29 protein-coding genes and 5 pseudogenes are annotated in these 26,832 nt (G+C 60.7%); 13 read left to right on the forward strand and 21 right to left on the reverse strand.

Annotated features, from left to right (window positions below; genetic code table 11):
- Nucleotides 1–355 precede the first annotated feature (355 nt).
- From ACE10X_RS38555 to ACE10X_RS38575, 5 genes are all read right to left on the reverse strand, one after another.
- Complete coding sequence (locus tag ACE10X_RS38555) at nucleotides 356–616, reverse strand: hypothetical protein (protein ID WP_018268806.1); 261 nt, start codon at nucleotides 614–616, stop codon at nucleotides 356–358.
- A gap of 16 nt (nucleotides 617–632) precedes the next feature.
- Nucleotides 633–845: a DUF2892 domain-containing protein gene (locus tag ACE10X_RS38560; RefSeq protein WP_026191818.1), complete on the reverse strand. Its 213-nt coding sequence runs from the start codon at nucleotides 843–845 to the stop codon at nucleotides 633–635.
- Nucleotides 846–1,094: 249 nt separating this feature from the next.
- Nucleotides 1,095–1,916 (reverse strand): universal stress protein, encoded by an 822-nt coding sequence (locus tag ACE10X_RS38565; protein WP_018268808.1) that lies wholly within the window; start codon nucleotides 1,914–1,916, stop codon nucleotides 1,095–1,097.
- 279 nt (nucleotides 1,917–2,195) lie between these two features.
- Complete coding sequence (locus ACE10X_RS38570; protein WP_018268809.1) at nucleotides 2,196–2,432, reverse strand: hypothetical protein; 237 nt, start codon at nucleotides 2,430–2,432, stop codon at nucleotides 2,196–2,198.
- A complete protein-coding gene (locus ACE10X_RS38575) occupies nucleotides 2,410–2,781 on the reverse strand; it encodes a carboxymuconolactone decarboxylase family protein (RefSeq protein ID WP_026191820.1) in 372 nt (123 codons plus the stop codon). The genes ACE10X_RS38570 and ACE10X_RS38575 overlap by 23 nt, the downstream gene beginning before the upstream one ends.
- 278 nt (nucleotides 2,782–3,059) lie before the next feature.
- Here ACE10X_RS38575 and ACE10X_RS38580 point away from each other — a divergent pair, with 278 nt between their 5' ends.
- Both ACE10X_RS38580 and ACE10X_RS38585 read left to right on the forward strand, forming a co-directional pair.
- Nucleotides 3,060–3,791: a CBS domain-containing protein gene (locus ACE10X_RS38580; protein ID WP_018268811.1), complete on the forward strand. Its 732-nt coding sequence runs from the start codon at nucleotides 3,060–3,062 to the stop codon at nucleotides 3,789–3,791.
- Nucleotides 3,792–4,228: 437 nt separating this feature from the next.
- Nucleotides 4,229–4,948 carry a CBS domain-containing protein gene (locus ACE10X_RS38585; protein ID WP_018268812.1) on the forward strand — a complete coding sequence of 240 codons (720 nt, stop codon included), beginning with the start codon at nucleotides 4,229–4,231 and terminating at the stop codon, nucleotides 4,946–4,948.
- Nucleotides 4,949–4,998: 50 nt separating this feature from the next.
- Here the strand turns inward: ACE10X_RS38585 and ACE10X_RS38590 are convergent, their stop codons facing one another.
- The 5 genes and pseudogenes from ACE10X_RS38590 to ACE10X_RS38610 form a co-directional block, all read right to left on the reverse strand.
- Nucleotides 4,999–6,387, reverse strand: coding sequence for an MBL fold metallo-hydrolase RNA specificity domain-containing protein (locus ACE10X_RS38590; RefSeq protein ID WP_026191821.1), 1,389 nt, complete (start codon nucleotides 6,385–6,387; stop codon nucleotides 4,999–5,001).
- Nucleotides 6,388–6,529: 142 nt separating this feature from the next.
- Nucleotides 6,530–6,808: pseudogene (locus tag ACE10X_RS38595) on the reverse strand (LOG family protein); the annotation flags it as partial.
- Nucleotides 6,750–7,358 (reverse strand): hypothetical protein, encoded by a 609-nt coding sequence (locus ACE10X_RS38600; protein ID WP_244435920.1) that lies wholly within the window; start codon nucleotides 7,356–7,358, stop codon nucleotides 6,750–6,752. The pseudogene ACE10X_RS38595 and the gene ACE10X_RS38600, both read right to left, overlap by 59 nt.
- Nucleotides 7,351–7,539 (reverse strand): hypothetical protein, encoded by a 189-nt coding sequence (locus ACE10X_RS38605; protein ID WP_125459450.1) that lies wholly within the window; start codon nucleotides 7,537–7,539, stop codon nucleotides 7,351–7,353. The genes ACE10X_RS38600 and ACE10X_RS38605 overlap by 8 nt, the downstream gene beginning before the upstream one ends.
- A 199-nt stretch (nucleotides 7,540–7,738) precedes the next feature.
- The gene (locus ACE10X_RS38610) at nucleotides 7,739–8,200 is read right to left on the reverse strand and encodes a CBS domain-containing protein (RefSeq protein ID WP_018268815.1); all 462 of its coding nucleotides are present in this window, start codon (nucleotides 8,198–8,200) and stop codon (nucleotides 7,739–7,741) included.
- Nucleotides 8,201–8,556: 356 nt separating this feature from the next.
- On the opposite strand from ACE10X_RS38610, the gene ACE10X_RS38615 reads away from it, so the two are divergent.
- Complete coding sequence (locus tag ACE10X_RS38615; RefSeq protein WP_018268693.1) at nucleotides 8,557–9,183, forward strand: LysE family translocator; 627 nt, start codon at nucleotides 8,557–8,559, stop codon at nucleotides 9,181–9,183.
- 34 nt (nucleotides 9,184–9,217) lie between these two features.
- Here the strand turns inward: ACE10X_RS38615 and ACE10X_RS38620 are convergent, their stop codons facing one another.
- Nucleotides 9,218–9,682: a host attachment protein gene (locus ACE10X_RS38620; RefSeq protein WP_038386902.1), complete on the reverse strand. Its 465-nt coding sequence runs from the start codon at nucleotides 9,680–9,682 to the stop codon at nucleotides 9,218–9,220.
- Nucleotides 9,683–9,812: 130 nt separating this feature from the next.
- Between ACE10X_RS38620 and ACE10X_RS38625 the strand changes: the two genes are divergently transcribed.
- Nucleotides 9,813–10,499, forward strand: coding sequence for a CBS domain-containing protein (locus ACE10X_RS38625; protein ID WP_026191822.1), 687 nt, complete (start codon nucleotides 9,813–9,815; stop codon nucleotides 10,497–10,499).
- Between the two features lie 83 nt (nucleotides 10,500–10,582).
- On the opposite strand, the gene ACE10X_RS38630 is transcribed toward ACE10X_RS38625, so the two are convergent.
- The 5 genes and pseudogenes from ACE10X_RS38630 to ACE10X_RS38650 all read right to left on the reverse strand — a co-directional run.
- Nucleotides 10,583–11,299: a S1C family serine protease gene (locus ACE10X_RS38630; protein WP_244435921.1), complete on the reverse strand. Its 717-nt coding sequence runs from the start codon at nucleotides 11,297–11,299 to the stop codon at nucleotides 10,583–10,585.
- Nucleotides 11,300–11,369: 70 nt separating this feature from the next.
- Nucleotides 11,370–11,870 carry a hypothetical protein gene (locus ACE10X_RS38635; RefSeq protein WP_018268820.1) on the reverse strand — a complete coding sequence of 167 codons (501 nt, stop codon included), beginning with the start codon at nucleotides 11,868–11,870 and terminating at the stop codon, nucleotides 11,370–11,372.
- A 156-nt stretch (nucleotides 11,871–12,026) separates the two neighbouring features.
- The gene (locus ACE10X_RS38640; RefSeq protein WP_244435922.1) at nucleotides 12,027–12,449 is read right to left on the reverse strand and encodes a cytochrome c; all 423 of its coding nucleotides are present in this window, start codon (nucleotides 12,447–12,449) and stop codon (nucleotides 12,027–12,029) included.
- 215 nt (nucleotides 12,450–12,664) lie between these two features.
- Entirely contained in the window at nucleotides 12,665–14,011 is a 1,347-nt protein-coding gene (locus ACE10X_RS38645; protein ID WP_026191823.1) for an IS5 family transposase, read from the reverse strand.
- Nucleotides 14,012–14,346: 335 nt separating this feature from the next.
- Nucleotides 14,347–14,714 (reverse strand): annotated as a pseudogene (locus tag ACE10X_RS38650) (acetyl-coenzyme A synthetase); the annotation flags it as partial.
- A 60-nt stretch (nucleotides 14,715–14,774) separates the two neighbouring features.
- Here ACE10X_RS38650 and ACE10X_RS38655 point away from each other — a divergent pair.
- The 4 genes from ACE10X_RS38655 to ACE10X_RS38670 all read left to right on the forward strand — a co-directional run bounded on the left by ACE10X_RS38655 (nucleotide 14,775) and on the right by ACE10X_RS38670 (nucleotide 16,674).
- Nucleotides 14,775–15,032 (forward strand): helicase-related protein, encoded by a 258-nt coding sequence (locus ACE10X_RS38655; protein WP_244436045.1) that lies wholly within the window; start codon nucleotides 14,775–14,777, stop codon nucleotides 15,030–15,032.
- A gap of 103 nt (nucleotides 15,033–15,135) precedes the next feature.
- On the forward strand, nucleotides 15,136–15,396 hold the full coding sequence (locus ACE10X_RS38660; RefSeq protein ID WP_016843623.1) for a hypothetical protein: 261 nt from the start codon (nucleotides 15,136–15,138) through the stop codon (nucleotides 15,394–15,396).
- The gene (locus ACE10X_RS38665) at nucleotides 15,396–15,974 is read left to right on the forward strand and encodes a hypothetical protein (protein ID WP_016843624.1); all 579 of its coding nucleotides are present in this window, start codon (nucleotides 15,396–15,398) and stop codon (nucleotides 15,972–15,974) included. The genes ACE10X_RS38660 and ACE10X_RS38665 overlap by 1 nt, the downstream gene beginning before the upstream one ends.
- Before the next feature lie 346 nt (nucleotides 15,975–16,320).
- Nucleotides 16,321–16,674, forward strand: a complete 354-nt coding sequence (locus ACE10X_RS38670; RefSeq protein ID WP_016843625.1) for a hypothetical protein — start codon at nucleotides 16,321–16,323, stop codon at nucleotides 16,672–16,674.
- 188 nt (nucleotides 16,675–16,862) lie between these two features.
- Here the strand turns inward: ACE10X_RS38670 and ACE10X_RS38675 are convergent.
- Together ACE10X_RS38675 and ACE10X_RS38680 are read right to left on the reverse strand one after the other, a co-directional pair.
- Nucleotides 16,863–17,438 (reverse strand): annotated as a pseudogene (locus ACE10X_RS38675) (ISNCY family transposase); the annotation flags it as partial.
- A gap of 87 nt (nucleotides 17,439–17,525) precedes the next feature.
- Nucleotides 17,526–18,370 (reverse strand): annotated as a pseudogene (locus ACE10X_RS38680) (IS30 family transposase); the annotation flags it as partial.
- A 976-nt stretch (nucleotides 18,371–19,346) separates the two neighbouring features.
- On the opposite strand from ACE10X_RS38680, the gene ACE10X_RS38685 reads away from it, so the two are divergent.
- Both ACE10X_RS38685 and ACE10X_RS38690 read left to right on the forward strand, forming a co-directional pair.
- Nucleotides 19,347–19,598 carry a hypothetical protein gene (locus tag ACE10X_RS38685; RefSeq protein ID WP_375763673.1) on the forward strand — a complete coding sequence of 84 codons (252 nt, stop codon included), beginning with the start codon at nucleotides 19,347–19,349 and terminating at the stop codon, nucleotides 19,596–19,598.
- A 795-nt stretch (nucleotides 19,599–20,393) separates the two neighbouring features.
- Complete coding sequence (locus tag ACE10X_RS38690; protein ID WP_075969327.1) at nucleotides 20,394–20,885, forward strand: hypothetical protein; 492 nt, start codon at nucleotides 20,394–20,396, stop codon at nucleotides 20,883–20,885.
- A 14-nt stretch (nucleotides 20,886–20,899) separates the two neighbouring features.
- Here ACE10X_RS38690 and ACE10X_RS38695 read toward each other — a convergent pair whose 3' ends face one another.
- The 3 genes and pseudogenes from ACE10X_RS38695 to ACE10X_RS38705 form a co-directional block, all read right to left on the reverse strand.
- Complete coding sequence (locus ACE10X_RS38695) at nucleotides 20,900–21,961, reverse strand: tyrosine-type recombinase/integrase (RefSeq protein ID WP_307724597.1); 1,062 nt, start codon at nucleotides 21,959–21,961, stop codon at nucleotides 20,900–20,902.
- A 144-nt stretch (nucleotides 21,962–22,105) separates the two neighbouring features.
- Nucleotides 22,106–22,405: pseudogene (locus ACE10X_RS38700) on the reverse strand (transposase); the annotation flags it as partial.
- A 30-nt stretch (nucleotides 22,406–22,435) separates the two neighbouring features.
- Nucleotides 22,436–22,645: a hypothetical protein gene (locus tag ACE10X_RS38705; RefSeq protein ID WP_157183396.1), complete on the reverse strand. Its 210-nt coding sequence runs from the start codon at nucleotides 22,643–22,645 to the stop codon at nucleotides 22,436–22,438.
- 142 nt (nucleotides 22,646–22,787) lie between these two features.
- Here ACE10X_RS38705 and ACE10X_RS38710 point away from each other — a divergent pair, with 142 nt between their 5' ends.
- The 3 genes from ACE10X_RS38710 to ACE10X_RS38720 all read left to right on the forward strand — a co-directional run bounded on the left by ACE10X_RS38710 (nucleotide 22,788) and on the right by ACE10X_RS38720 (nucleotide 26,464).
- On the forward strand, nucleotides 22,788–23,288 hold the full coding sequence (locus ACE10X_RS38710) for a DUF1269 domain-containing protein (RefSeq protein ID WP_016839870.1): 501 nt from the start codon (nucleotides 22,788–22,790) through the stop codon (nucleotides 23,286–23,288).
- A gap of 664 nt (nucleotides 23,289–23,952) precedes the next feature.
- Complete coding sequence (locus ACE10X_RS38715; protein ID WP_050994015.1) at nucleotides 23,953–25,005, forward strand: patatin-like phospholipase family protein; 1,053 nt, start codon at nucleotides 23,953–23,955, stop codon at nucleotides 25,003–25,005.
- Between the two features lie 4 nt (nucleotides 25,006–25,009).
- The gene (locus tag ACE10X_RS38720) at nucleotides 25,010–26,464 is read left to right on the forward strand and encodes a GntP family permease (RefSeq protein ID WP_016839867.1); all 1,455 of its coding nucleotides are present in this window, start codon (nucleotides 25,010–25,012) and stop codon (nucleotides 26,462–26,464) included.
- Nucleotides 26,465–26,832 lie beyond the last annotated feature (368 nt).

The following is a 26,832-nucleotide window of genomic DNA, read 5'->3' on the forward strand; positions in this document are numbered from 1 at the left end:
TAGCGGGAGCGCGGATCAGAGTTGATCCGCATCAAGGCCATTCTCCCCCCGAATGCGATCCTTGCACTGGTACGATAAATGGCTTTGGCCACAAATGGATCGATCACGGCAACGGAACGCACAGAGACTTGACGACACGAGCGATAGCAATGCTCGGGCCGCTACAACCTCTACACCGGCGCCAACATTCAACCAGCTGGTCCGACGCCGCCAGCGTCGAAACGGCCCGACCGTCTCATGGTACGGCCGTCTGCTGATCGTTGGAGCACTGCTGGTCGCCGCCGGCTGGCAGATCTTCCAGCTGCTTCTGACTATCATCACTCTCGACTGAAGGTTCGTTGAACGGATTTCGGGCTCAGCGGGACATCGGGGGCACGTCTTGCACCAACTCGACTGAACCATACGCGCCGGAGTTCGATTTTCGGAAGTACACCGAACCCTCTCCCGGAACGCTCACACAATGATGCTTCCTGGCAAATTGTGCGGCCTTGGCGGCAGCGACTTCGTTGATCCCAAATAACCGCTCATAATCGCGATCGGAGATTCTCAAAACAGCGCCGTTGCCGAGACGATCGAGCCGCGTTCGCAGCTCGGCAAGAGTAAGGCTTTCATTCATTACCGTTACCAGATCTCTAGACCGAGCTGGACTTCTGCCGAGTGTTGACTCCCAGCAACGTGTAGAGCGGACAGTACGAGAAGAATGCAGTCGCAATCAGAACAAATCCGAGGGTCCCGGCGACCAGCCAACCCGATCCAAGCGAGCCGTCCTTCAGGGTATATGCGATCAGGGCCAAGCCGACGATGATCCGGGCGTACTGATCAATGAGTCCGACGTTGCGTGTCATGGCAATCTGCCTCCTTTGGTGCAGCTCCATTTTGAACGCACCCCGGCTCACAGCCCTTGATCGTGATCAATTGACGCGGTGCAGATCACCAATCAGCGCCATGGGCATCTCACCGCTATTTTCGACTTGTCGGACCTCAGACGGCCGGGTTGCGTTGGCGCGCCGGTCGGCAACCGCACCAAACGGCAATGGCGCCCGCAAGACCGACATTCTCGGAGGCCACAGTCACCGCGTCCTGGGACGGCTGGTCTAATGCGACATCAGCAGGCAGATTGGTGCGTGCTGCAGCAAGCCGCGCGTCATGCCACCGAACATCCATTCACCGAGCCGGCTATGTCCATATCCTCCGGTGACGATGAGGTCGGCGCCTTCGTTCCTTGCCAATCTGACAAGATACTCTGCATCCGGCTCGGCCGTGTGAACGCGAACGTCGAACTGGCAATTGACGCTGTGCCGTTCGAGATAGCTCGCCACATCGCGCAAACGGCGGGTCGCTGCGTCCTGCTCGTCGGACGTGCAGATTTCGGCGACAGTCACCTTGATAGCTCGGCTCAGGAAGGGCAATGCGTCCCGGATCGCCAGACGGGCCTCGCGGGTATCCTTCCAGCCGACCACAATGTGGTCGGCCGACAAGCCGGTCACACCTTCCGGCACCGATAGCGTGGGACGCCCCATCCGCAGGATGGCTTCGGCCGAATCGAGGTAGTGGAAGTTGTCGGACTGGACTTTCCGGCGCTTGAAGACAACCAGATCTGCCGCTCTGGCCTGCTCAGCAAGGAACGCGGTCGGGGATTCCAGCGCCCACCGCCATTCCACCTTGTGACGCTCCCGCCCGGTGATCTTCCTGAACCACTCGCCCTTGGCCGCGAGATCAGCCCGCATCCGCTTGATATCATCTTCGGTGGTCTGCTCGATGATCACCCCCTCGGCGACAAAGGGCGGATCAATGGCGGAGGCTGAAACGCCGATCAACGATGCATGAAACTTGTCCGCAATGCCTTCAGCGACGCGAACCTGTCCCTCGTCCTGCTGCTGAGGGTTAACGTAAACCATGACATTGGCCAAATACATGTGTCTGCTCCACCGGGCCGAAATGATCATCTATTGTTGCGCATGGCAGCGCTGCCAACGTTGAGCTAGGTCAAGCTTGCCTCGATCCGCCTGAGCTCTTCGTCCGTCGCCTGCCTAATCTGGATCCCGTCCGATGCTGCGAGCCGAGCGCGCAAGGGCCTCATATCCGGCCGCGATCTTCATGAAGTGGTCGCGGGTCGCTTGGTCCTGATGTCGCGCGGCCTGGCGCTTCGTCCGCTCGGCGCGGGACGCCCAATATGAAGCGTCGTCCTGATGCTTTCAGGCACGCGTCTTCTTCTGCGCCACCTCATCGGCATTCTTCGCCGCTTGACGTGGCTGCGCAACGGTGACGGCTCCATTCCCGTGTTGCTGCGGCAGCCGCCGCTTGCCATCTCCAGAGCACATCGCACCAATCTCCCGGCTATCGAAGTAGGACAGCTCCGGTCCCTTCCAGCAGTTCGCCAACGCCTCGCGGCGCGTGGCGTCAATCGGATCAATCCATTGCCGGTTCGGCAACCACCGCGCGCTCCTGAAACAGGTCGTAAGCCCCGAGCGCGTCAGCGGCGTACATCAGGGACGGTCCACCGCCCATGTAGATCGCCAATCCGAGCGTCTCCTCGAGCTCCTTGCGGCCGACCCCAAGCTTGACCAGGGCCTCGGCGTGGAAGCCGATGCAGCCGTCGCAGTGGGCGGCAACGCCCAGCGCGAGCGCGATCAATTCCTTTGTTCGTGCATCAAGCGCGCCATTTCCGGTTGCCGCCTGCGCCATGGCCGAGAACGCTCGCATGGTTTCAGGAATGCCCTTGCGCAGCTGGCCCAGATTGTTGGAGATATGCTTGCAGACGTCGGCATAGTCCTTTTGCATGCGACCCTCGGTCTTCGCTATTGGAACGGTCCAGAGGAGGGCGGCTCCGCCGACGGGGGTGTAACGGCGAATGCCGCCCTTCATCCAACGCAGCCCGGCAACACGATCTGGCCTCTCTGCGTGTTCGGCCTGCAAGGACACGCACTTTGTAACGCAGCGATCGCGTGTGATATTTGCGCCAGATCAAACCGCACCCAATTTACCGCTTGCGTCAGATCAACGCGTCCCACCGCATCTGGAGTCAGGCACCACGTTCCAGAACGATGGGAGACATTCGGATGTACGCGCACCAGATCATGGCCCGCAAGGTGCTCTCGACAACGCCGGACTGCACCATCCTCGACGCGGCAAACATCATGCTTCGGTACCATGTCAGCGGGCTTCCGGTGGTCGATGACGACGGCGCGCTCGTAGGCATCATCACCGAAGGCGATTTTCTTCATCGCAGCGAGATCGGCACCGAAAGGAAGCGCAACTGGCTGATGACCTTCATTCTCGGACCGGGAAAGTGGGCCGAGGACTACGTATTCGAGCATGGACGAAAGGTATCGGAGACCATGACACGCGCGCTGGTCACCGTGGCCGAGGATGCACCGTTGGCGACGGTCGTCGAACTGATGGAGAAAAACAACGTCAAGCGGCTGCCGGTGGTTCGCGGTGGCAAGCTTGTCGGCATCATCACCCGCAGCAACTTGCTGCGAACGGTGGCAATCCTTGCACGCGACGTACCTGCGCCGACCGAGAACGACGACCAGATCCGGCGGCGCATTCTGGACGAGATAGAACGGAACGCCTGGTGCCCGCTTGGACTCAGCGTCGTCGTCCGGGACGGCATCGTCCACTTGAGCGGCGTGATTACCGAAAGCAGATTTCGCAAAGCCGCCATCGTCGCGGCCGAGAACGTTCCCGGCGTCCGCGAAGTGCATGATCACCTCTGCTGGGGCGATAGCTTCTCGGGCTTCTACCTGAAATCTCCGGACGATCAGGAGCTGGAGAAGCAGGCTCACTGAAAGCGACTAAGCGAGGAACATTTCCGGCGCTTCGTGATCGTTGATGGCGTGAGCAACTCGCCAAATTGCTCGCCGCTTTGTTGATCGAGAACAACGCTATCTCACTGCGATGCGCTCAATTTCAAGTCACCGCGCATTCGGAGTTTCTGCAATGGCCAGTGAAACAGCAAAGGCTATTATGATGATCTTCTTGTTCGGGTCGCTTCTGATCGCCATCCACCGATCGGAAAGCATCGCGACGAAGCGATTGAGAGCATTGGCGCTACAGGCGCTACGACGGACTCACCCGCGATAGGCTGGAGCAGTCACAACAATCCAGATCTTCCTGACACGCAGATCCAGATCTAGTTCGCGCCATTGCAGGCGGTTGAGCCTCGTCAAAGGAATGTCGCGCGAAAGCTACTACTTTGTAATCGACAGGCTCATCGGAGGCATTGATGGGCGCCCACCAGATCATGACCAACAATGTCATCACCGTTACGCCTCGGACCTCAATTGAGGATGCCGCCAACATTATGCTTCGAAACCACATCAGCGGCCTGCCAGTCGTCGACGACGGCAAATTGACGGGAATCGTCTCGGAAAGCGACTTCTTGCGCCGCGGCGAGATCGGGACCGGGCGCAAGCGTTCGGCCATCCTCCAGTTCCTATTCGGACTTGGCCGCGCAGCCGATGACTTCGTCCACGAGCGCGGTCGCAAGATCGAAGACGTGATGACACTGGATCCAGTCACAGTCGAAGAACAAACGCCGCTCGATGAGCTGGTGCATTTGATGGAGAAAAGCGATGTCAAGCGCCTCCCCGTGATGCGCGGCAAGGACCTTGTCGGCATCGTGACCCGGTCGAACTTGCTCCAGGCCGTGGCCAGTCTGGAGCACGAGATCCCAGATCCGACCGCAGACGACGATCATATCCGCAATCGTATCCTCCGGCAGATCGACGCCGTGAGCTGGCGCCCCATCGGGTTCGAGGTCACTGTCCGCAGCGGCGTTGTCCATATGCATGGCATCGTCACCAGCGACCATGCGCGCGAAGCGACCATCGTGGCCGCGGAGAACACTGCCGGCGTCAAGAAGGTGCACGACCACCTCTGCTTCGTGGATACCTATACCGGCTTCTACGTCGAATCTCCCGAGGACATGAAGGCTGCGAGCTGAAGCGACAAGTAGCTCAGCACGCTCGTTTGGCCGTATGTCCGGTTCGCCGTCTACAGATCAAAGACGTCGCCCAGACGCGGCAGCTCGACCCGCTGTCCCTCCAAGTGCGCAGCGAGCGCCTGCATCGCAGGCTCTTCGCCATGAACCAGGAACGTTGCCTCGCACCCCTCGATCGCGCGCCGCCACGCAAGCAGCTCCTGCTGGTCCGCGTGAGCTGAAAATCCGTTGATCGTGTAAATCGCGCTGCGAACCGCAATGTCTTCGCCGAACAGCCGCACGGACGTGGCTCCATCAATGATCTGCCGCGCAATCGTTCCCGAGGCAGCGTATCCAACGAACACGATAGCCGATTCCTTGCGCCAGATATTGTGTCGGAGATGATGGCGAATTCTGCTACCCGTACACATCCCGGATCCGGCCACGATGACAGCGCCACCGATTATCCTGTTGATGGCGACCGAATCGGCGCTCTCGCGGACCAGATGCAGGTTTGCCGGCTGCAGTGGATCCCGCCCTTCGCGAAACATGCAGGCAGCCTCGGGGCTGAGACATTCGAAATGCCGCCTGAATATCTCGGTCGCCGAGATCGCCATCGGCGAGTCCAGGAAGATTTGCATGGCCGGCGGCAGCCTGCTCCGCTCTATCCCCTGATGCAGGACATAGAGGATTTCCTGGGCACGCTCGAGCGCGAAGGTCGGAATGATGACGTTGCCGCCGCGCGCCAGCGTGCCGCTGATCGCGCCGTAAAGCTCCTCGATCGAGTCTTTCAACGAGCGATGGCACCTGTCTCCATACGTCGATTCCATGACGACAATGTCGGCGCGAGCGGGAGGGCTCGGCAGCCGCAGCAGCGGACGACCGGCGTTGCCGAGATCGCCCGAGAACAGGACCGAACGCGTGCGGCCGTGCTCGGCAGCCTCGATCAGAATGCTCGCAGAGCCCAGGATATGGCCGGCATCGAAGAACGTCGCACGAAGTCCCTCTGCGAGCTGCAGCGGTTGTCCATATTCAGCTGTCCTTCCAAATCGATCGAAGCAATCGAGCGCATCCACAACGGTGTAGAGCGGCGACGGCGCTTCTTCTTTGCCCCGCCTGCGCCATTGGCGGGCTCTCCGCTGCGCGTCTTCTTCCTGCAGATGCGCGGCGTCGACCAGCACGAGACGGGCCAGCTCGCGACTGGCCGCGGTCGTGATCACTTCACCCCTGAATCCTCGCTTCGCGAGCAATGGAATCCTGCCGCAGTGATCCAGGTGGGCATGGGTCAGCAGGACATAGTCGATGGTTGCAGCATCGAACCCGAAGGCGGCGACGTTCTCTTCCACCAGGTCGCGGCTTCCCTGAAAAAGACCGCAATCGATCAGAATGCGTCGGTTCAGGCACTCGACCAGGTGACAGGACCCGGTCACAGCGCGATCGGCGCCATGAAAGGATAACTTCACGATTCGACCTCTTGACTGATTGACTTGCCCCGTGAGACGTCGTCTCCGATCGGCAGAAGCGGCCGGCCGGCCGTCTCGTACCCTCTGCAAACCAAAACAGGTCCCTATCTTCCGGATCGATGACGCCCTCGTCGACTAGGAAATCCGGATCAAACGCGCGACGCCAGTACGACTCGCCGACCAGCACAACCGGCACCGGCGCGATCTTTCGGGTTTGCTCCAACGACAGCACTTCGAACAGCTCGTCCATCGTGCCAAAGCCGCCCGGGAATGCCGCCAGCGCGCGGGCGCGCATCAAAAGATGTAACTTGCGCATCGCAAAATAGTGGAACCTGAAGCAGAGCTCGGGCGTGACATATGGGTTAGGGGCCTGCTCCTTCGACAGGGTGATGTTCAGTCCGATCGATTGGGCCCCCGACATCGTGCGCGCCCCTGTTGGCTGCTTCCATGATGCCCGGCCCGCCGCCGGTCATGATCATGAGGCGGCCACCGATAGCCTTTTCGCTCGCGGCACCGACGATCTGTCCGAACTCGCGTGCGATTCTGTAGTACTTGGTCTTCGCCGCAAGGCTCCGTGCCGTCTTGAGACGGCGCTGCAAGCCGCCATCGTCGGGATTCAACGCGAGCGCATCGGCTATCGATGCGACGGTCCGGCGCGCCGCCCGCGCCTCGCAAATGCGAGTGCTGCCAAAGACAACGATCGTATGAGCGATCTGATGCTCCCGGAGCAGGGTCTCCGTCTTAAGGAAATCAAGTTGGAGGCGAATGCCGCGTGTGGCTTCGCTCTGTAGGAACTCTTCGTCCTGATCCGCCTCCCGATAGCTTGGCGATTGCAGGATGCTGCGCAGAGCGCCAAGCGCACGGCCGTCCTCTTCGGCGCCGTTGGGCTGCCCACCCGGGAGTACCACAGCCCTGTCGACATGGTGAGCCGGCTTCGGGCTCGGACGAGTCGGTGGCAGATCATTAGTCATGCGCCGGCCTGCCGTCCGCCTCGGAGGATGTGAGCGCCGCATCGTGCTTCAGGGCCTCACGAACCTCGTCATCCTCCAACGCATCCAGTAGCCAGCGGTGATCGGTCGGCTTCGACCTACCAATATCTGCTTCAAAATTCACCGATTGCTTGACGGCCGGCAACTTCATTCGGTCAGTCATGGCGAACCTCGTCGGCATTCGATGGGCATTGCCTAGCATTCGCAATCGGCTGCACGGGCGCCTCGAGCAAGGTCAATTCAGGGATTTCTTTGATGGCAAGGCGCCAACCTGAGCCTAGTTTCTCGCCGCTGTTACGCTCAACCGGAAGCGCGTCCGGATCAATCGCACGCTCCGCAATCGCCTGCCGGGGTCTTCCGCGTCAGTTACCCTCGGATCGCGCGAGTATCCGCTCAAGCGCGGTGATCAGCTGCACACGTCCAACGATGCCGACGACACGCATACCCCGGAGCACCATGACTTGCGATATCTGATGCTTGTCCATTTCGACCACGATCTCGTCCACAGTCGCGCATTCGTCGACGCAAACGGGCTTGCGGCTCATCACAGCGTCGACGCTCAGGGCCCGGGTCCGCTCTCGGACCAGCCGTCCCTCCTCTCTGCTCAACAGCCATTCGAGCCAAAATCCCTCTGGCCAATGCACGCCGAGTTCGCGACGGTGAAGGAAGTCTCCTTCAGAGATAACACCGATCAGCGCCCCTGAGCCATCGAGCACAGGCAAGCCGCGCTGGCCAGTTTCCAGCAAGAGACGAACGGCATCGAGCAATGGCGCGCCGGGTTTGATCGTCGAGAAAGACGTCCGCATGACATCCAAAGCCAACATGGCAACCTCCCCAGAGCTTCGTGTACGCGATGGTCTGCCAGCATCATTCAAAAATGGAAGGCCAGGCTGATCTGGATCAAAAAGCCGTGCAGCTTTTGTAACCGCTGGTTTTCGCCTCAGGATCATTCGGCGAGCTGTCAGCTCATGTGGGAATCGCCGTCGAGGATGGGGCCGCTACCCTGGTTGCCCACGTCGAATGCTACCTGCGGAAGCTCGCGGCCGTTGCGCCCTCTGTCGACTGCATTCATGTCAGCTCGGAATCGAGAGAGGCGGCATGACGCGGACAATTTGACCCAGATCAAGCCATCAGACCAACATCTAGGGCAACCCCGCCTCGGAAGCGCAGGGATCGATCCATGGGTAAAAACTCTCTCTTTGCTTTCGCACTCACGGTCACGCTCATCGAACTGACCCCGGGACCTAACATGGGCTATCTCGCGGTGCTGGCCGCGTCGGCCGGACGCAGGGCCGGTCTTGCCGCAACAGCCGGTGTTGCTTTCGGCTTGTTTGGAGTTGGGATCGCATCGTCGCTCGGCCTTGCAGCTATCGTGGCTGCCTCCAACCCGCTTTACGAAGCCCTTCGCTGGGTGGCGCGCTCTACCTTGCTTTGGCTTGCCTGGCAAGGATGGCGCGATGCGCCGCAAGAGATCACCAAGCCAGTCGAGGCGACGGCACATACCAAATTCTTCTTCAGGGGCTTGATTACCAATCTACTCAATCCCAAGGCCGGAGTTTTCTATCTATCGATTTTTCCGACTTTCATCGATCAAGCACGTCCACTGCTTCCGCAGATAGCGATCTTGCTGACGGTATACGTCACGATAGCGACTGCAATACATACGGCTGTCGTGATTTCAGCGAACGCCATCCGGTCAAGCATCGAAAAGCAGGCAAACACAATGCTCATCAGGCGGATAATGTCAGTGTTGCTGGCCGTCATTGCAATCTGGCTGTTCTATACGACGAGACGAACTTACTCTTGAACTTGCTCGTGGGACGCTGTCGACGGCACGTCGCCTATCGTGTGGGCGACGCAAGCGCCTCAACAATGTGCCGTTCAATTTCCCCGACGGGAAGCCTTGTCAGATCCTTGGGAATCTCCGCAATGATGTGACGCTTGACATCGGTAGCGAGCGTCGCCCGAAGCTGTGCCAGCGTTCGCGGCGGAGCGGCGATGACAAACGCCGTCGTCCTTCCACTCCGAACAATCTCCTCCGCAGCCCGCGCAATCCGCCTCGTGAACCGATACTCCTCGAGTTCGTGCCAGTTCGTCGGTTCGACGGCTCCCCGCTGACCGGAGACGATCCCTTTTATGAAGTGTCCTGGACGGTCCGTGCCTTGTAGGTGCGTTGGCGGATTCTGATCTTCGAACACCGCTTCCGCCTTCAGGTTGGGGAACTGATTGTCGCCTTCGTTGCGGAGCAACAGCGCCTTGCGCCCGTTTCCGACAAGCACGAGCGCGTTCTTTGGAATTCCCGCCATCCAAACATCCTCCGCTTCAAAAAATCCTGTCTAATGCCCGGAAGCTTTAGATCAATTGATCGGAGTCAAATCACGCATGCGCGCGATCCCACAGAATGGGGTATCTTTCCGTCCTACAGAGAGCACGATCATGCAAGCACGCGATGTCATGGTGTCACCCGTTATCACGGAGAACTCCAACGCAACGGTGCGGCAGGTTGCTTCCCTGCTGCTCCAGCACCGCATCAGCGCCGTTCCTGTGGTGGGCAAGGATGGCGAACTCGTCGGAATCGTCACGGAAAGCGACTTGATGCATCGGACTGAAGCCGGCACCGAGCGCCCGTATTCGTGGTGGCTCCGGCTTTTGGTCGGAGACGCGCAAATGGCGTCCGACTACGTGAAGTCCCATGCTGTCAAGATCGCCGACATCATGACCCGCAAGGTCGTGACCGCGGCGCCCGACACGCCTCTGCATGAAATTGCGATGCTGCTCGAGAAACATGGCATCAAGCGTGTCCCCATCGTCGATGAGGCCGGCCACCTCCTCGGCATCGTCAGCCGGGCCAACCTGCTCCAGGCCGTCGCGAGCGCCCGGCCGAAGCTGGAGATGTCACCCGCCGATTCCGTCATCAGGAAGAGATTACTCGGCGAGCTTCACGGGCAACCGTGGGCACACACGTTCAATCTGACTGCGACCGTACAGAACGGCATCGTCGACCTGTGGGGATATGCGCCATCCGCCGCCGAGCGCACAGCGATCCGGATTGCCGCGGAGGCAATTCCCGGTGTCGTTGCTGTGAACGATCACCTGCTGGAAACGCCGATCATGGCCTACTGATCCGGGTGCACGATCATCAAGCAATCACCATTAGGTAGTCAAATCGGTCGCACTTCGAAACGATCCGCGATCCCGCGGAATACCTAATTCATTCTGATGTAGAGGCGATCGATGGCATCCGAGGGAATCGCAAAGGCGCGCTCGGATTCGGTCTCGCCGGTGCTGGCGGCAACAATGCCGATCACTTCGCCCCGCAGATTGAACAGCGGCCCACCTGCGCTGCCGCGATCCAGCAAGGCATCGGTCTGAATGAGATCCCGGCAAGGGCTTCCGGGCCGCGAACGATGCAGAGCGCTGACGATGCCAAAGCTGACGCTCGGAGTGGATTTCAAGGAGCCACCGGCCGCAAGGACGAAATCGCCAGGCTCGGCGTCGACCGATCGGCCGATGCGGGCCGCGGTCAGGCCGGAGGCCGAAATCCTCAGCATCGCCAGATCGTATCGCTCGTCGGCCGCAACGAACCTAGCGTCAAGCTGGCGCCCATCCGACAATCGGACCGAGAGTGTCTTGGCGCCGCTGACCACATGATTGCTCGTCACGATCAATCCGGACTCTGCCTTGATGATGACGCCTGCGCCGTAAACATCTTTCGTCGCGGGACGCGGGTCGCTGGGCAGTTCGGGACCGGAATTCCCTGACCGGGAGGCTGCCGCCGTCTCCGTGCTGGCCGTTATGCCGACGACACTTTGGATAACCTTCCCGACCAGGGGCGCAAGAGTTTGCACATCCCGGATTTCCCCTGCTTGCACCAGTCTAGGCCAGAGCAGGAGCATGCACGTCACGGCGACGATGAATGACAACGGACGTTCCGACCATTTCCGCGCCGACTTGCGGCATGATCTTTTCGGGCTCATCTCGCGCCCGCCCCGTCTACTCGGCAGCGGCGATCGGCAGCACGCCGGGCCGCTCCGCCGCAATGATCGCCTTCCACAATGCGGCGATGCTGCACTGAGTGGCTGGCAGAAGCGAGCAATGCCCTGCGGCGTCAAAGTCACAGAAACGCGTTGCCGGATCACCACATATTTCCGCAAATGACCGGTTGATGAGGTCGAGACATTCCAGGAGCTTGGCGATGTTCTGCATGCCGGCGCGACGCTGAAGATCGAGAAGCCGGAACGTCACGACCGGCGGGTCACCGAACGAGATCTCAGGATGGGCGAGTCCGAAGAACACTTCTACCGCAGATGGCGCTTGCCTGATTCGATTGAGGAGGTTCGCTGCCTGGGCTTCCGTGCAGGCAACCAGGCGGGGCGACGACGCTCCGGGTGCCGGCCTCGGACCGAGAGCGGCCGAAATCTGCTGCTCAAGCCAGAGGCGAACGGGCGCTTGGGCGTTCTGAATTTGCTGGGCGTCGAGCACTATGCCGGTCATCGTCGATCCTCCGTTTCCGTATGACCATTACCGGCTTTGCTCGCAGCCGCCTTGATGGGGATCAATGATGGGAGCGCCTGGACGCGCGTGCGGTTGCCGCCCATCTATTGCGGCAGATTGCGTAGCCGGGGGACCCCATGGAGCTTTCGCGGCGCGCTACTTCTGCTGAATGCGGTTCAGATAATCGATAATGGCAAGGATTCGTGTTCGCACGACGACCTCCCGCAAATCCCGGGAAGGATCGAGCGCGTCGTAGGCCGGATCGACAATGTGAGGCAAGTTCTTGACGGGGTTGAACCGTTCCCCCCAAATCGGCATTTCGTGGGTGCCGTGCGCGGATATTGTTCTCCGCCCGTCGATGGCTTCGTAGACGGCGGTAATAGGAAAGACCCCGTTGTTGTTCTTGGCCAAGGCCGTCAAATCGGCAGGCGGCACACTCAGCTGCCCAGCAACGGGTCCTTTGCCCTTTCCATCCACGCCATGACAGCTTGCGCACGAAGCTTGAAATTCCGCCTTGCCAACATCGGCGTCTTCAGCGTGAGCGGCCGCGGCGAAACCAGCGGTCAGACCAGCAATCATGAAAGACTTCAGGCCACAGATAATCATATCATGCCCCAGTTTTTCGGATACGCGCTTTTAGCAGTATTGGATCGCCCTTGGTTTGACGCGGGTCAATGCATCACGCCCGCCCAGTCCAACGGCGCACTATCACTCGGGCCAAACAGTAAACAGACATAGGCTTGCCGCTTCCATCCCCACGCTGAGCCGGAAGCGGCACGCTAGCTTGTCGTCCGTTAAGAAGCCGATTGCAGCGGTGAGCGGTCGCTGATGGCTGCGATGAGGGTGGCCAGGAAGAGGCGCCAAAGACCCCTCAGCCAGGCGAGGATGCGGCGGAAGTTGTGGCCGACGGCTGAGAGGATGACGTTGGCGGCGTCTCCGGCGCGGCCTTTGAGGTAGCAGCGGCCGAGGTGACCATCGGTCTTCAGGTGTCCGATGATGGGTTCGATGGCGGAGCGGCGGCGCAGCTCGCGCCTGATGATACCGAAGACCCCGCGCTTCTGGCCGGAGATGAAGACACGGCGCGGGTTCTGTGCGTCGTGGCCGCGATATCCCTTGTCGGCATAGGCCCGCTCGATCGCGCAGCCGGTGAGTGTCTCGGTGCGGTCGATGACGTCGCGCAAGGTATGACCGTCGTAGGGGTTATCGGGCAGCGCCCTGGCGTGCAGCACGAACAGGCCACCGGGAGCACGGCGGTTGTTGGTGACGATGGAGGCTTTGACACCGAACTCGTAAGGCGCGGCTGCTTTGCCCTTGCCGATGCACTCCACCTCCGGGGCGTGGAAGGAATAGAGCTTCCAGCCGCGCTGGCGCTGCTGCTGCGAGCGGATCTGCGAGGCCCGGCCGAGCGGGAGGGCGAACGCGTTCTCGAGCACGGCCTGACCTTCGATCTTGCGGCGGATATCGCGGATGATCCGGCCCAGCCGGCTGCGCAGGATACGCAACTGCCGCTGATGCCGCTTGAATTGCTTGGCATGGGCGTAGCGTCCCGCCATCATGGCCGCGGTCTTGGCAATGCGAAGATAGGACTGCCGCAGCCTGACCCCGTGCTTCCTCGCCAGGCGGTTGAGCCCCCTGATCGCCGCGTGCAGCAGCTTGGCATCGGTCGGGAAGGTGATGGCCTTCGGCTGCACGGTGGTATCGACCGTGACCCGCTTGAGGTCCTGGCTGCGTAACGCGCCGGCCTCGTGCGCCACCCGCAGGCTCTCGGCCAGCAACAGCTCCAGCTTGTCGCCGAGCCGCTTGCGCCAGTGGCTCAGGTCCGAGCGCTCGTGCGGAAACGCGTGCTGAAAGAACTCTTCGCCGGTGAAGTACTGGAAATACGGGTCGTGGACCCAGCGCTCGCACACCCCCTCATCGGACAGGCCGTAAATCTGCTTGAGCAGCAGCAGCCCGATCACGAAGCGGGTCGCGATCCCCGGCCGACCGTTCTCGCTGTAGAGCGGCGCGATCTCGCCGTCGATCCAGTCCCAATCGACCTTGCCGGCGAGCTGAACCAGCTCGTGCTTCATGTTGATGATCTGGTCCAGCCTGGCCCGGAACAGATCGCCAGATCCCGTCGTCCTTTGCTTCTTCGGTCGCATCGTCACCTCCGACGCGACCACGGAATCATGACTGGCGATTCGACTGAATCCTGAAAATGAAATTGCAAGGTTCCGAGGCTCGAAACATCAAAACCTTGCAATCCAAAAACAGTCCACACCAGCAAATGCGATTCTGCCTCAATCGCTTAGCCGATCTTCACGGACGACTAGCTTCGATATGGTGGAGGCGTCGGGTTTGAGCCCGGACCTCGGCTAACCGTTATCCCGATTGGCGTTCCTTGGGATACGTCCGCTCGCAACATATTGCCGGTCGATAGCTCACAGCGTTGTCTCCACAGGTTCGAGCATTGGGTTGGTACGATACGGTCACTTTCCTACGCCTGCGCACCCCTCTTGTTCTGCCGGTTCTGCACGAGGTCGTCGACCGCGGCCGGATCGGCCGGGGTCGAGGTGTCGCCGAGGCTGGACGGTTCGTCCTCGGCGATCTTGCGCAGGATGCGGGCGCATGATCTTGCCGGAGCTCGTCTTCGGCAAGCCGGGCGTGAACTGGATCAGGTCGGGCGAGGCGATCGGGCCGAATGTCCTTGCGGACCCAGGCGACGAGCTCCTTGCGCAAGGCTTCGGTCGGCTCGGTGCCCTTCATCAGCGTGACATAGGCATAGATGCCCTGGCCCTTGATGTCGTGCGGATAGCCGACGACGGCGGCTTCAGACACCGCCTCATGCGCGACCAGCGAACTCTGTGGCGACAGAATCCGAGTGACAAGATTGTGGTCTTCGCCACCTACCTCGGCACAGTCGATATGATCGCCCGCGAGATCGAGCAGACGTTCCCCGGTCAGGGCGTCGTGGTGCTGCGCGGTGGTGACCACAGAGCCAAGGTGGCGGCCGAGCGCCGCTTCTGCCAAAAGGATGGCCCGCGTGTGCTGGTTTGCACGGCAGCAGGACGCGAAGGCATCAATCTGCAGTTCGCGCGAATCCTGTTCAGCTTCGATCTGCCGTGGAATCCGATGGATATGGAGCATACGCATTGGGCGCATCCATCGCTACGGTCAACGTGACACCGCACAGGTTTACCATCTCGTTCTCTCGGATACCATCGAAGGACGTATCTTTCTGCTGCTGGACGAGAAGCTGACCGAGATCGCACGCACGGTCGGAAAGGTGGATGAACAAGGCAACGCGGCGGAGGACTTGCAAGCGCAGATTCTCGGGCAGTTGTCCGAGCGGCTGAATGATGACCGCCTTTATCAGGAGGCGCTTTCCGACCCCGCGCTGAAGCGCACCCAGGTGGAACTAGAAGCCGCGCTGTCGAACTCGCGCGAAGCGCGACAAGTGGTGTTTGACTTGTTTCAAGACCTCGATGGCTTCAGCCTTGATGACTACAAGCCTTCTCGGATGTCTCGTCCAGTCTGGATTGGCTAGTGCGTTTCTTCTCGACTGCGGCCGCAGACCTCCAGCAGAAGCTGATCAAGCTGGATGACGCAACCTACGACCTCATCACCGCGGAAGGCACTCGCCGTGCGCGCTTCACTTTGAACCGCGAAGCTGCGACGAATCAGGACGAACTGCAGTTGATGGGCTTAGACCATCCGTTGGTACAGGAAGAGCTGGAACGTTGGCGCAATTTGCCGCCAGAGAATCTCGGAATTGCAGTGTCGGGCGAGGTTGGCGGGCAGGTGCTGCTGTCGCTCTGGATGGTTGAGACATCTGGTGGTAACGGCGAACGCCGTGTCGTGGTGCAGCCGATCGCGGTCAAACAGGATGGAGCACGTGCCCCGGCGGTCGAACGCCTGCGCGAGAAATACTTTCAGGCGCAATCGGCTGTCCCGACCTTGCGTGCCGAGCAGCTGCTTGACGTGTTCACACGCGCCGTCGAGCCGACTTTGCAGCGAGAGCTGAAACATAAAGGTTCCGCAAGCGGCAACGGTAGCTATTCGGCTGAGCTGATCGGATACGCCGAGATCATCGATAAATTTACTCATCGCGATCGGCTCGATTAGAGACCGCCAGAGACTCGCTGTGCCTGGGTACAATCACTATACGAACTGCACTTGCGGATGGTGCGTAAACCACGGTCGCCTATCGTATTCCGAACGTGCGCGGTTGGTGTCCGACATGCGCCGGCGCGACGCCAAGAATCTCTTGAAACGGGGGTCAGCCAGATCGGTACCGGCTTGCTACGTCAATTTGAACGCGCGTTAACCCGAATGTACTTTTTTACACAAACGAACACGGCAGCCGCGTGTTCTTCGACCATCTGGGTCCGCCTTGGCCCAAACACCCCTGTACAGACCGAGGGATTACCGACCCAAGGACCGGTCGCCGCAACGGCGGGCCCGCGGGGCCGTGCAGGAGTTGATTTCTGCTGCCAACGTCGTCGGCCTGTTTGATAACAAAGTGTTCGGTCGTCGAGCCCCCGACGAATGGACGGTGCTCATCGTGCTCGCGGTGGACCGCAACAGCGACGAGAACGCCGTCACCGTGGAGTATCTCGACTCAAGTAACGGAGAAACTACGACGTTCGCTTGCCACTCCGAACTTCCGATCTTCGATGTGGGCGACTTCATCAACATGAGAGGGGATGAGATCTCCTTCATACACAAGGAGGCGCTCAGGCCGGTCTTCTTCCGGATCGGTGTAACGGTGACTATGCCTGCCGCGCCGGCGGAGGAAGTAGCGCCTCCGCCACAGGGAGCGTAGCCTCGTCTCATCCCTGCGGGAGGCAAGCGGCTAGTCGAGGATTCACGAGCCCCGATGACCGAAGCCGAGATGATCCACTTCAATTCGAACGAGGTCGACCTGGGAAAGCTGTTCGGAAAGTTGGAGCCGATCTTCCGGGCCTACACCCGCGAGCACACGCGTAAGCCATGGGACGTCGCCCGTCGCCTGTCCGTGAGCACGAGGGTCTGGATAAAGCTGCCGCGCGCAGATAGTCCGCTATGCGCTACAAGGTCAGCCTCGACGAATCCTGGCGCCGGATCGTTCCAATCCGCCGACGTCCGTATTGGAACACTGCGACGCAGAGAATGCGCTGTGTGCCGCCGGCGTTTGCGACCCAATTTTTCTCGGATCGGCACCAATACGCGGTCAATCGTCGCAGCGCTCATCGCCAAAAGCTTGGCGCGGATCTCGGGGGCAAGATCGAGGTGGCCATGCCGATCCATCGCCTCAATCAGCGCAGGCATTAACGCCTTCAGCCGCTTCCCGCAGATCCGGTCCGACGCTTCCCAAAGGAGCACGAGCGCGTTGTGTTCTGCCTCATTATAGATCCGACGTCGCGGCCGTCGGCCTGGGCGTGCGTCTTCCTGGCCTCGAAGTAGTCGCATCGCATGCTTGCGATGAAACCCAGTGATGTCGACGAACTCGTCTAATATTCGCGCCTTCTTCGCGCGATCCGAATGCCGATAACGCACACCTGCCGCCGCCGTCAGTTCCTTCCGCGTTGCCATGCTCAGCCCCCCCATCTGCGCCCCCGCTCGTCCCCGATCCAGGGGAGCAATTTACGTGAGGCAACGGCTCAGCATCCGGTAACAATTAAGGCGAGGCAATGCGACGGCTTCGGCCCCGTGTCCGGCGAGCGCCGGGCCGTTCTTCATGCGCGGCTTCTCGCCATGCCCTGCGAGCCGAGGAAGATGAAGCAGCATCGTGAAGCGCGTGGGACGCTCCACCAACGTACCGATGGCCGAACTGTCAAGCCCAAGGATGAGATCCCCCTCCCAGTGACCTGGCACCGCGCGATCGGCTGTTTCGGCGGGGCGTTCGCTGATCATAATCTCTGGTGAGACAAAGCCTTGGCCTCGCCGGCGTACGCGCGCTCTGGGCACTCTTAACACGCGCCCAGTTCGCAAGCAGGCCGTCAGTTCACGGCGCAACGCGCCCCGGCTCTGAACAAAGAGGGCCTGATAGATGACTTCGTGGCTGATGCGCATCGCCTTGTCGTCCGCGAAGTCGATCGGCAAGCGTCGAGCAATCTGCTCCGGACTCCAGGCCCTGGCCCATTGTCGATCCTTTCGCGGGCCGTGCCGACGGCCCTTCCACGGAACGGCGGGGCCAGGAACGGGAGCGCCGCTAGACGTCATGGCGACTCCGGCCAGTCTCTGCTCCACATAAGTGCGCAAGGTTGTGTTGAATGCAAGCTTGGTGGGTTTGGGCCGACGGGCCGATCGCTCGGCGTGCCATTAGGCTGTCGATGCACGATACTCCAAGCCGCCGCTGCGCGTCGCGGCGTTACGTCGTAACTCACGCGAGATGGTCGAGGCAGATCGACCAAGACGGCGCCCGATCTCACGCCTCGAGAGGCCTTGAACGCGAAGAGTGCGATCTCCTCGCGTTCTGCAAAAGAGAGATACCGCCCGGTCGGCGGCTTGGCTGAAGATCTGAACGTCGCTGGTGGCATTCCGCCTGCCTTTCGGAACAATCTGGTTCCCACAGGCTGCGACATACCAGCTGTTAGCGCAGCATCCTCGCTGGTCATTCCCTGTGCAATCCCCAACCAGAATCGTTGAAGTTCAGATCGCCCCGCAATTGACGGCCGTCCCGGGGACGGTAACGGCGCCCGTCCAGATCACAGTGATCGTCGCTTTCGAATGGCCGAGCGTGAACTCGGCGTCCGGAAAACGCGACCGGCACCTACGCATATAAGTAGGTGTAGGGCTCGGATTGCTGTGTCAGGTTGGCAGAGCTTGGTCGCTTTTGAATGACCCTCCTGAGCACCAAGCCTCGTCCTATGGGACCGTGCGGGCGGTCCGTCAGCGGCGGCAGTCGCCCGCACGTTTCGATGTCCTTTAGGAGGCCTGGAGCTGGGTAATGCGCAGCGACCTAGCGTACGTTGTATGCGTCATTTTGATGGGGCTAGGCTTCCTCGCGATCATAGCGATCGCCATGCTTATGCAATAAGGCCCGGGGCCGATGTAGCGTTCAGCCCGTTCAAAGGGCAAGGACGCCCTTCCGGGAGTCACATGCAGGCTTTCCGACCTAGCGCGGGATCAGGCCCTTCAAGATGGCTTCCGCGCGGATAGAGACGGCCGTGTAGTGCTGTGCGGCCTTGATGGACTATACCGCCCCGGATCGGTTTCCGCGATGTAGGGATCAGATAGAAGGCGCTGGAGCCCGCTTCCGGCGCCATGCCTGCACCCGGCGAAGCCGCGACAGCACAGAAGGCCGTCCTTCGACCCTGATCCGCTTCTCACTCGTCACACGTCCGCTCCTCATGAGGTTGCGAGCCTAGCTCAATGTGCGGCGCGGAGGGAAGGGCTCCCGGAATGCTACGGACGCCAGCTGACCTCACGAGCGTTCGATGGGTCCGGATTTGCAAGGCTCAGCAGCTCATAGCTGACAACTTACGGGAGCACAGCAAGATGGATGGTTGGATAGTGACGGTCGCTGTCTTCAAGGAAGACGGCGACGATGACGAAGAATTCAGGCACATAACTTACGTCGTTGCTGCCGCTGACCCGGCGGAAGCAGTGAAGCTGACCGTAAAAGACAGCGGCGCGAAGGCCGCAATGCTCAACTGCCCCATCGAGGAGGAGCAATTGCGAAGACTTGGCGTGAAGCCCGGCGAGCTTCTCGTTATACACGATGGCGAGTTCGATCCGATCATCTCGCGCCATCGTCGTCACTAAGCGCTCCACGTCCGATCTTGATCAGTTGCGTCGAGTTCATGACATTGTCGTTCGGAAGCCGCCGCTCGCACGAGCAGTCAATCTGCACAAGGTATGAAAGCGCGCCGTTTGCTTGTCTCCGCAATGTGGCCGCCTGGCACGCTGATTGCTGAACCATGATTGCTTGGTCGCTTATTGATTGAGTGAGGGCCAAGTCTACGCATCGTAACTCGTGCGGGCGGTCGTCAGCAGCCGCCCGCACGCTTTTTCATAGCGCTACGCGCTGCTTTGTGAATGGCACGCGAGTTGCTGAGAGACGCTTCGGCTTGGCTCCTCATACTTCACGCAACCCCCATGAGATAGCAAAGCCTCTTTGTTGGCGCAACTCGCGCGGGTGGTTCCTCCAGCCGCCCGCGCGTTTTTTGCGCGAAAAGCCGCGAGATGATCCGCGCCCCCTGAAAGGGTCGCCAAGAAGGCTGTTGCAATGGACAGGCTCAAATTCGTCCCCGCATTCGAGGCCGCTATTCGCTCTGCCGATCCAGACAAGCTCGCCGCACTTCGCGAGACGATCCGTGAGCGCGGAGGCCCTGACGACTTCGTACTGACGAGCACGGAACTCATCCGCAAACATCCGCTTACGCTCTTTAGACTGCTTAGGATCATCTCCGACGCGGCACATGAGGACAAGCTAATGAGCATCCACCCAGCCTCCGGAAGTCACACCATTCTCATTGCAGAGGCAGCCGTATCGCTCGTTAAGGTGGCTTGCGCAGCATGGCGGCTGTACGTGCGATCCGACAGAGAAGACCCAAGTGGTTGGACTGGGATGAAGGCAAAGAGATCGGCCAGAAACGCAAGGCCAGCGCGATGGCCGGCCCCATCAATCTCCGATCGCTTGATGGTTTCAACGGAATTACGAGGTCAGCCGACATGTCACCGCTCATCCTCATTGTCGCTTCGACGCACCTCAGCATTTTAGCCACCGTCAACATCGCTGCTCGGCCATCAAAGACTTTAGATGAGTGTCGAAGGATTGGTGAGCTAGCGATAGAAGCCGCGACCGCGAAGCCCAGCCGCTCCGCGTCCTATGTCTGCCACGATACTACGCGCGAACAGGGTTTAACGGGCGCACTAGGTGTGATTGCCTACGTTTCGCAAGAGGACGGTAAAATAACGATCCTTGAGGGCTACATGGCGACGATGTCTGACTGCAAAGTTGCCGGAATGGCGGCAGCCGCGAGCAAGGCTGTTCCCGGCGTTAGAACCCGGGCTTGGGCTTGCTACGATCTCGGCATCTTTCAACAATGATGCGATGAGCGTTTCTAATCTTCGCGCGTGTAGCGTACGCGCTGCATCACCTTCAGGAGTTGTCGGAACGTTGCGACCAACGCGCGCACGCTATCGGCAATCCGTATCCCGTGCGACTTTCCGGATGTGCGGAGCACGTCCGGCTTTCCGTAGGCCCGTAGGGCCTGCGGCTTGCCCGTGGTACGTGGTGTGCTGCGACTCATTATGCGGCCCTCGCCTTTCTCGGACGTTTCGCATCCCGAGTAAGTTTGAGCCCGAGCAATTCGAACACCCGGCGCGAGATGGATTCTTGCGCCTCGCGTAGCTCCACTGACCGCAGCACGGCCAATTCGCCGATGTAGCGCCCGCTGATGCCCGGCACGGCGTGGCCTAGCAAAATGCTGGACAGAATTTCGGGCACGCCCAGCGCGGTCGCCAGCGATTTGTAAGAATGCCGAGGGCTCCGCGCCAGCTCCCGTCGCTACCACCGCCCAACCGGGCAAATCCAACAGCCGGGGCGAACTCAGGACCGGATAAAACTTGGGGGCAAGGTCATCGGTAGCGAGACTATGTCGGAAGATATGGGCGCCGCGGTGGGCGCAACCTTCGATTCCAACGCGATCGAGAGCGGCCTTGGCGATCATGGTGATCGCGCATCCGGAAGCAAAGCCGACGTGTGGCGCGAGTGTGCGGACGAACAGCCGTCGGCACGACGACTTTGGGCGGCCATTGCGCAGATATGCAACGATAGCCGCGCCAATGTCTGGCGGTATCGGCATTCGTGCACACTGTCGGCCCTTGGCGCGAACGAGTATCTCGCTGGCGCGCCAGTCGATATCGTCGACGGTGAGCGTCGCAACCTCGTCGGCCCGCAGGCCGAGCTTGGCCAGCAACAACAGAATGGCGTAGTCGCGCCGTCCCATCACCGTCTCTCGGTCGCAACCGTCGAGAGCCTTCCGCACCTGAGCGGCACGCAGATAGGTCGGTAGAGTTGCGAGCTTCCATCGGCGCATCGATGGAACGCAATCCGCCAACGAGCGCGCGTTCAGCCCCCGATGGTGGAGGTAACGGAGAAAGGCACGCAACGACCGGCACATCGCCTTGCCTGTTTCCGGGCCCCAATCCTGGGCGTGGCGCTCAACGTAGCGGATCACGTCCTCTTGGCTGATCTTGCGCAGGGCGCCGGCGCCGCCGGAGCACACCAGTTCACGGGCGATAGCGGTGCAGACTACCGTCGTTCACTTGCCGCGCGCAGCCAGCTTCCGGTAGCGGGCCGTCAAGCAGCTCTGCGCCTTCCAACCAATCTCTCGCACTGCCGGCGACACCTGCTCAAGCCGGTATAGCTTTGTCTTGCCGATCTTCGGCGGGTGTCTATGGGTCCAGACGCTTTCGACCAACATGTGGCGAACACGGCCGTTGCCCGCCTTGGTGATGCTACCACGCCTGACAGACTCTCCCGTCGATCGTTCGCTTGGCACTAGGCCGAGGTAACCCATAAGTTGACGTGGGCTCTCAAAACGGTTCACGTCACCAACCTCGGTCAGTGTATTTGCGAGCGCCTGGCTTGAAGGTCATCGCGACTTCATTTCCGCCCAAAGCCGACAGCGATGGCGAGCGAGCCGACACTCGCGGTCGAGCTGATCGGCCTCAATTTTGTTTTCGCCTCCCGGCCAGCGGATCGTACTGGCGTCGGCGATCAGGCCCAGCTTTGACGGGTCGGTTTCGGCTGCGACTGTTTGTTTGAGTTCCGTTACGTTGACCGTTGAGAGTTGGACTTCCATTGGGCGCGGCCCCAGATCAAAGCATCTTGAGATTGTCAACCTGCTTGTCTGACCAGTCGACAAGAGATCTTCGGGCGGTAAGCTTCGGCCGTGCATCAAGCAGGCAAATGGGGAGCACTAGAAGTCATCAGGGGAGCTTTTAATGTCAGACCTTGTTGCGATCGTGTACCCATCCGAAGCTAAAGCAGAGGAAGTTCGGCAAAAAATATTCAAGCTCCAGAGCGAGTATCTGATCACGATCAGCGATGCCGTGATCGCCGTCAAAACTGGGGACTCTGTAAAACTCAGTCAACTTGTGAATACCACTATGACTGGCGCCGCAAGTGGCAGCTTCTGGGGATTGCTATTGGGGATGGTCTTCCTGAATCCGCTTCTAGGCGTGGCTCTCGGAGCCGGCGCAGGCGCACTGAGCGGTGCGCTGACCGATTTCGGGATCAGAGACCAGTTCATGAAGGATCTCGCGTCGAAGGTAAGATCGGGCGATGCCGTCCTCTTCCTGCTGATCCAGTCTATGACGTCAGACAAGGTTCTCAATGCGATTAAGGATGCGGGAGGGATTGTCCTGACAACCTCGCTCGATGAAAAGAGAGAGCAGCACCTGCGCGATGCTCTCGCAGCCGCAACTCAGGCCAAGCCTGCCTAGCCAGTGAGCCAAAACCTGGCGCCAGCGTCAAAGCGTCGCCGAGAACGGTAGTCGCTGCGCTGTCACGGCAGTCGCTGTGGCAGCGGAATACGCTACAGTTTTGCGTAGGGATCGGTGCGCAACGGCATCGGTCCCTGGGCGGGATCGCCCGCGAAGGAGGCCGGCTGCAGCCATGCGGCTCGCGGCCGCTCAGCCGGCTCTCTTCCGCGCTATCAAAAGCCGGGAGAAAATCATGCGAAGATTGCTTCTATGGGGGTTCGCACTTGGGATTGCTTCGGCAGGGATTACGGCGACCAGCGATCGCTCGCAAGCCGGCCTTATGGCGCCGCTGGGCGTGCGTCAGGCCGCCGACGAGCTTCGTCTCGCGGAAACTGTCCAGTTCACGTGGAGAGGCCATCGCTATTGTTGGTACAGTAGGGGATGGCGCGGTGGCGGCTGGTATCGGTGTGGTTTTGCTTCGAGGCGCGGCATGGGCTGGGGTGGTCCGGCGGGATGGCACGGATGGCGACGGCCAGGCCACCGCCCGGTCACTCGGCCTCCGAGGCCAAGTCGGCCAGGAATCGAGCGGCCGCGACCACTCCCGCAACCGTTCCCTGGCAGGAGCTGACGACATCTTTGTATGTCGTTCGCCGGCCGCGACGTGGCACTCCAGTCGGAGCCCGCCATGGCCTTGAAGGAGCCGCAAAAACGCGCGGGCCAAGCGCGCGATGCCGTGCTGGTCGATCTCGCGCTGCAGGGCGGTGGATCGCACGGCGCTTTTACCTGGGGGGTGCTCGATCGGCTCATGGATGAGACCTGGCTGCGCATCGAGGCGATATCGGGCACGTCGGCCGGCGCGATGAACGCCGTCGTGCTGGCGGGCGGTTTTATGACCAACGGCCGGGCCGGCGCCAAGTCTGCATTGGAGGCCTTCTGGCGGCGGGTCGCTGACTCAGCGCGGTTCAGTCTCATTCGGCGAAGTCCGCTGGACGTCATCCTCGGTCGCTGGACCCTTGATACGTCGCCCTTCTATCTCGCCTTCGATCTGGCGAGCCGCGTGTTCTCGCCGTACGACCTCAATCTTGCCGGCACAAACCCTTTGCACCAGGTCCTCGCCGAGTCGGTCGATTTTCGACAAATCGCGAACTCCCCGATCCGCTTGTTCGTGACGGCGACCAACGTTCATACCGGCCGCGGGCGTGTGTTTCGCAACGCCGAGCTTACACCCGACGTTCTGCTCGCTTCCGCCTGCTTGCCCACCCTGTTCCGCGCGATAGAGATCAATGGCGAGCCCTATTGGGATGGCGGCTACTCCGGGAACCCGACGATCACACCGCTCGTACGCGAGTGTGACTCGCATGACACGCTTCTCGTCGCCGTCAACCCGGTCGAGCGACCCGGGACACCGCGCTCCGCGCGCGAGATCCTCGATCGGTTGAACGAGATTGCGTTCAACGCCACGCTGCTCAAGGAGTTGCGCATGATCGCGCTGCTGCGGCAGGTCGCGGACGCCGGGAGTTCCGAGGGGCGCAAATGGGCCGAGATGCGCATCCATCTGATCGCGAGCAAGGTTCTGGCCGGGCTGGGCGTCTCGTCAAAGCTCAATGCCGAGTGGGACTTTCTCTGCATGCTGCGCGACGAAGGCCGCCGTGCCGCGGAGGCATTCCTCGTCGCGAACGACCAGAATATCGGCAGGCGTTCCTCGATGGATTTGGATTTGCTCTTGGAGCAGGTTTGACGCCATGGGCCTCGTCGGGATCCTGGTTGCCCTTGGCCTGCTCATCTGGCTCTCGTTCCGCGGATGGAGCGTGCTCCTGCTGGCGCCGGCTGCCGCGATCGTCGCTGCGGCTTTCGCCGAAGAGCCCTTGCTTGCCCATTGGACGCAGACTTTCATGGGCGGCGCTGCGCAGTTCATCGCGCAATTCTTCCCAATATTTCTGCTCGGTGCGCTGTTCGGCAAGCTGATGGACGACAGCGGATCGGTCCACGCGATCGCTCATTTCATGAGCACCAAGCTCGGGGCGCGTCGCGCGATCCTTGCCGTGGTGCTTGCCGGCGCGGTCGTCACCTACGGCGGGGTAAGCCTTTTCGTCGCCTTTTTCGTTTTGGCGCCTATGGCACGGGAAATGTTTCGCGTCGCGAACATCCCACATCGGCTCATGCCGGCCACCATCGCTCTGGGCACCTCTACATTCACGATGTCGGCAATGCCCGGAACGCCCGCGATTCAAAATACGATTCCGATGCCGTTCTTCGGAACCACGCCGTTTGCCGCGCCCGGATTGGGCATCGTCGCGGCGGCGATCATGCTTGCATTCGGGCTCTGGTGGCTCCGCCGCGCCGAGGGATCGGCACGCAAGACCGGTGAAGGCTATGGCGGAGACGCAGAGCTCGTCAGCGGCGCGGTCGCTGACGATCAGTTCATCCGCGAGCGCGCGACATCGTCCCACGAGTTCGATCCGGCCGAACTAACGCATGGCAAGCGCGGCGACGTGCCGCCACCGATCGGCACGGCGATCATCCCGCTTCTCGTGGTCGTGGGCGTGAATCTGCTGATGTCGCTCCTGATCCTGCCACGGCTCGATTTCTCGTTCCTCGCGCAGGAGCGCTGGGGCGGGACATCCCTTGCCGGCGTCGCCGGGGTGTGGTCGGTCGCAGTCGCTCTCGCCGCCGCCGCGGCGACGCTCATCGCGCTCAATCGAGCCCGTCTGACGGATCTAAGGGCGAGCATGGATGCCGGCGCAAACGCCTCGGTGCTCCCCATTTTCAGCGTGGCGAGCCTCGTCGGCTTTGGAGCCGTCGTCGCTGCGCTACCGGCCTTTGTGTCGGTGCGCGACTGGGTACTGTCGATCTCCGGCGGTCCTATCGTCTCTCTCGCCATCGCGATAAACGTTCTTGCTGCCTTGACCGGATCGGCCTCCGGCGGATTGACCATTGCGCTCGATGCCCTTGGTGACACTTATTTGCAGATTGCCCAGACGTCTCACATTGACCCGGCGCTCATGCATCGCATTGCCGTGATCGGTTCCGGCACCCTCGATAGCCTACCGCATAACGGTGCCGTCGTGACGCTGCTTGCGGTCTGCGGTTCGACCCATGGCAAGAGCTACTTCGATATGGTGATGGCCAACATCGTTGGGCCGATCATCGCCTTGGCCCTCGCCATTTTTTTGGGTTCGATGATCGGATCATTCTAGGAGGGACGACGAGGACGCTATCGACGCGATCTTGTCCGCCGTAAGGGCCGACTTCGAACTCGTGAGCCGTTATTGAAGGCCTGATTGGCCTGTATCGACGTGCGACCTTACCGCCTCGGGCAGCGCCAGCGAGCTACGCATAGCCGGCGCCCATCAGAGGTTACCGCGGTTCTCAGCCTCTGAGCCGGAGACGAGTGAACATTCCGGCAAGTGGCGCGCAGAGTGCGCAATTTGCAGTGTGATCACGCGCTACCAAATGAGGTAGGTATGACATGTTGGCGGTTGTGGTAGCTTCTCAAGGTTGATGATCGAAGCTGAGCAGCGAACAACTCAGCTCGTTACAATCCCCCTTAGGCTAGGAGACGTCG

The organism is Bradyrhizobium sp. Pha-3 (assembly GCF_042258325.1).
GTDB lineage: Bacteria > Pseudomonadota > Alphaproteobacteria > Rhizobiales > Xanthobacteraceae > Bradyrhizobium > Bradyrhizobium elkanii.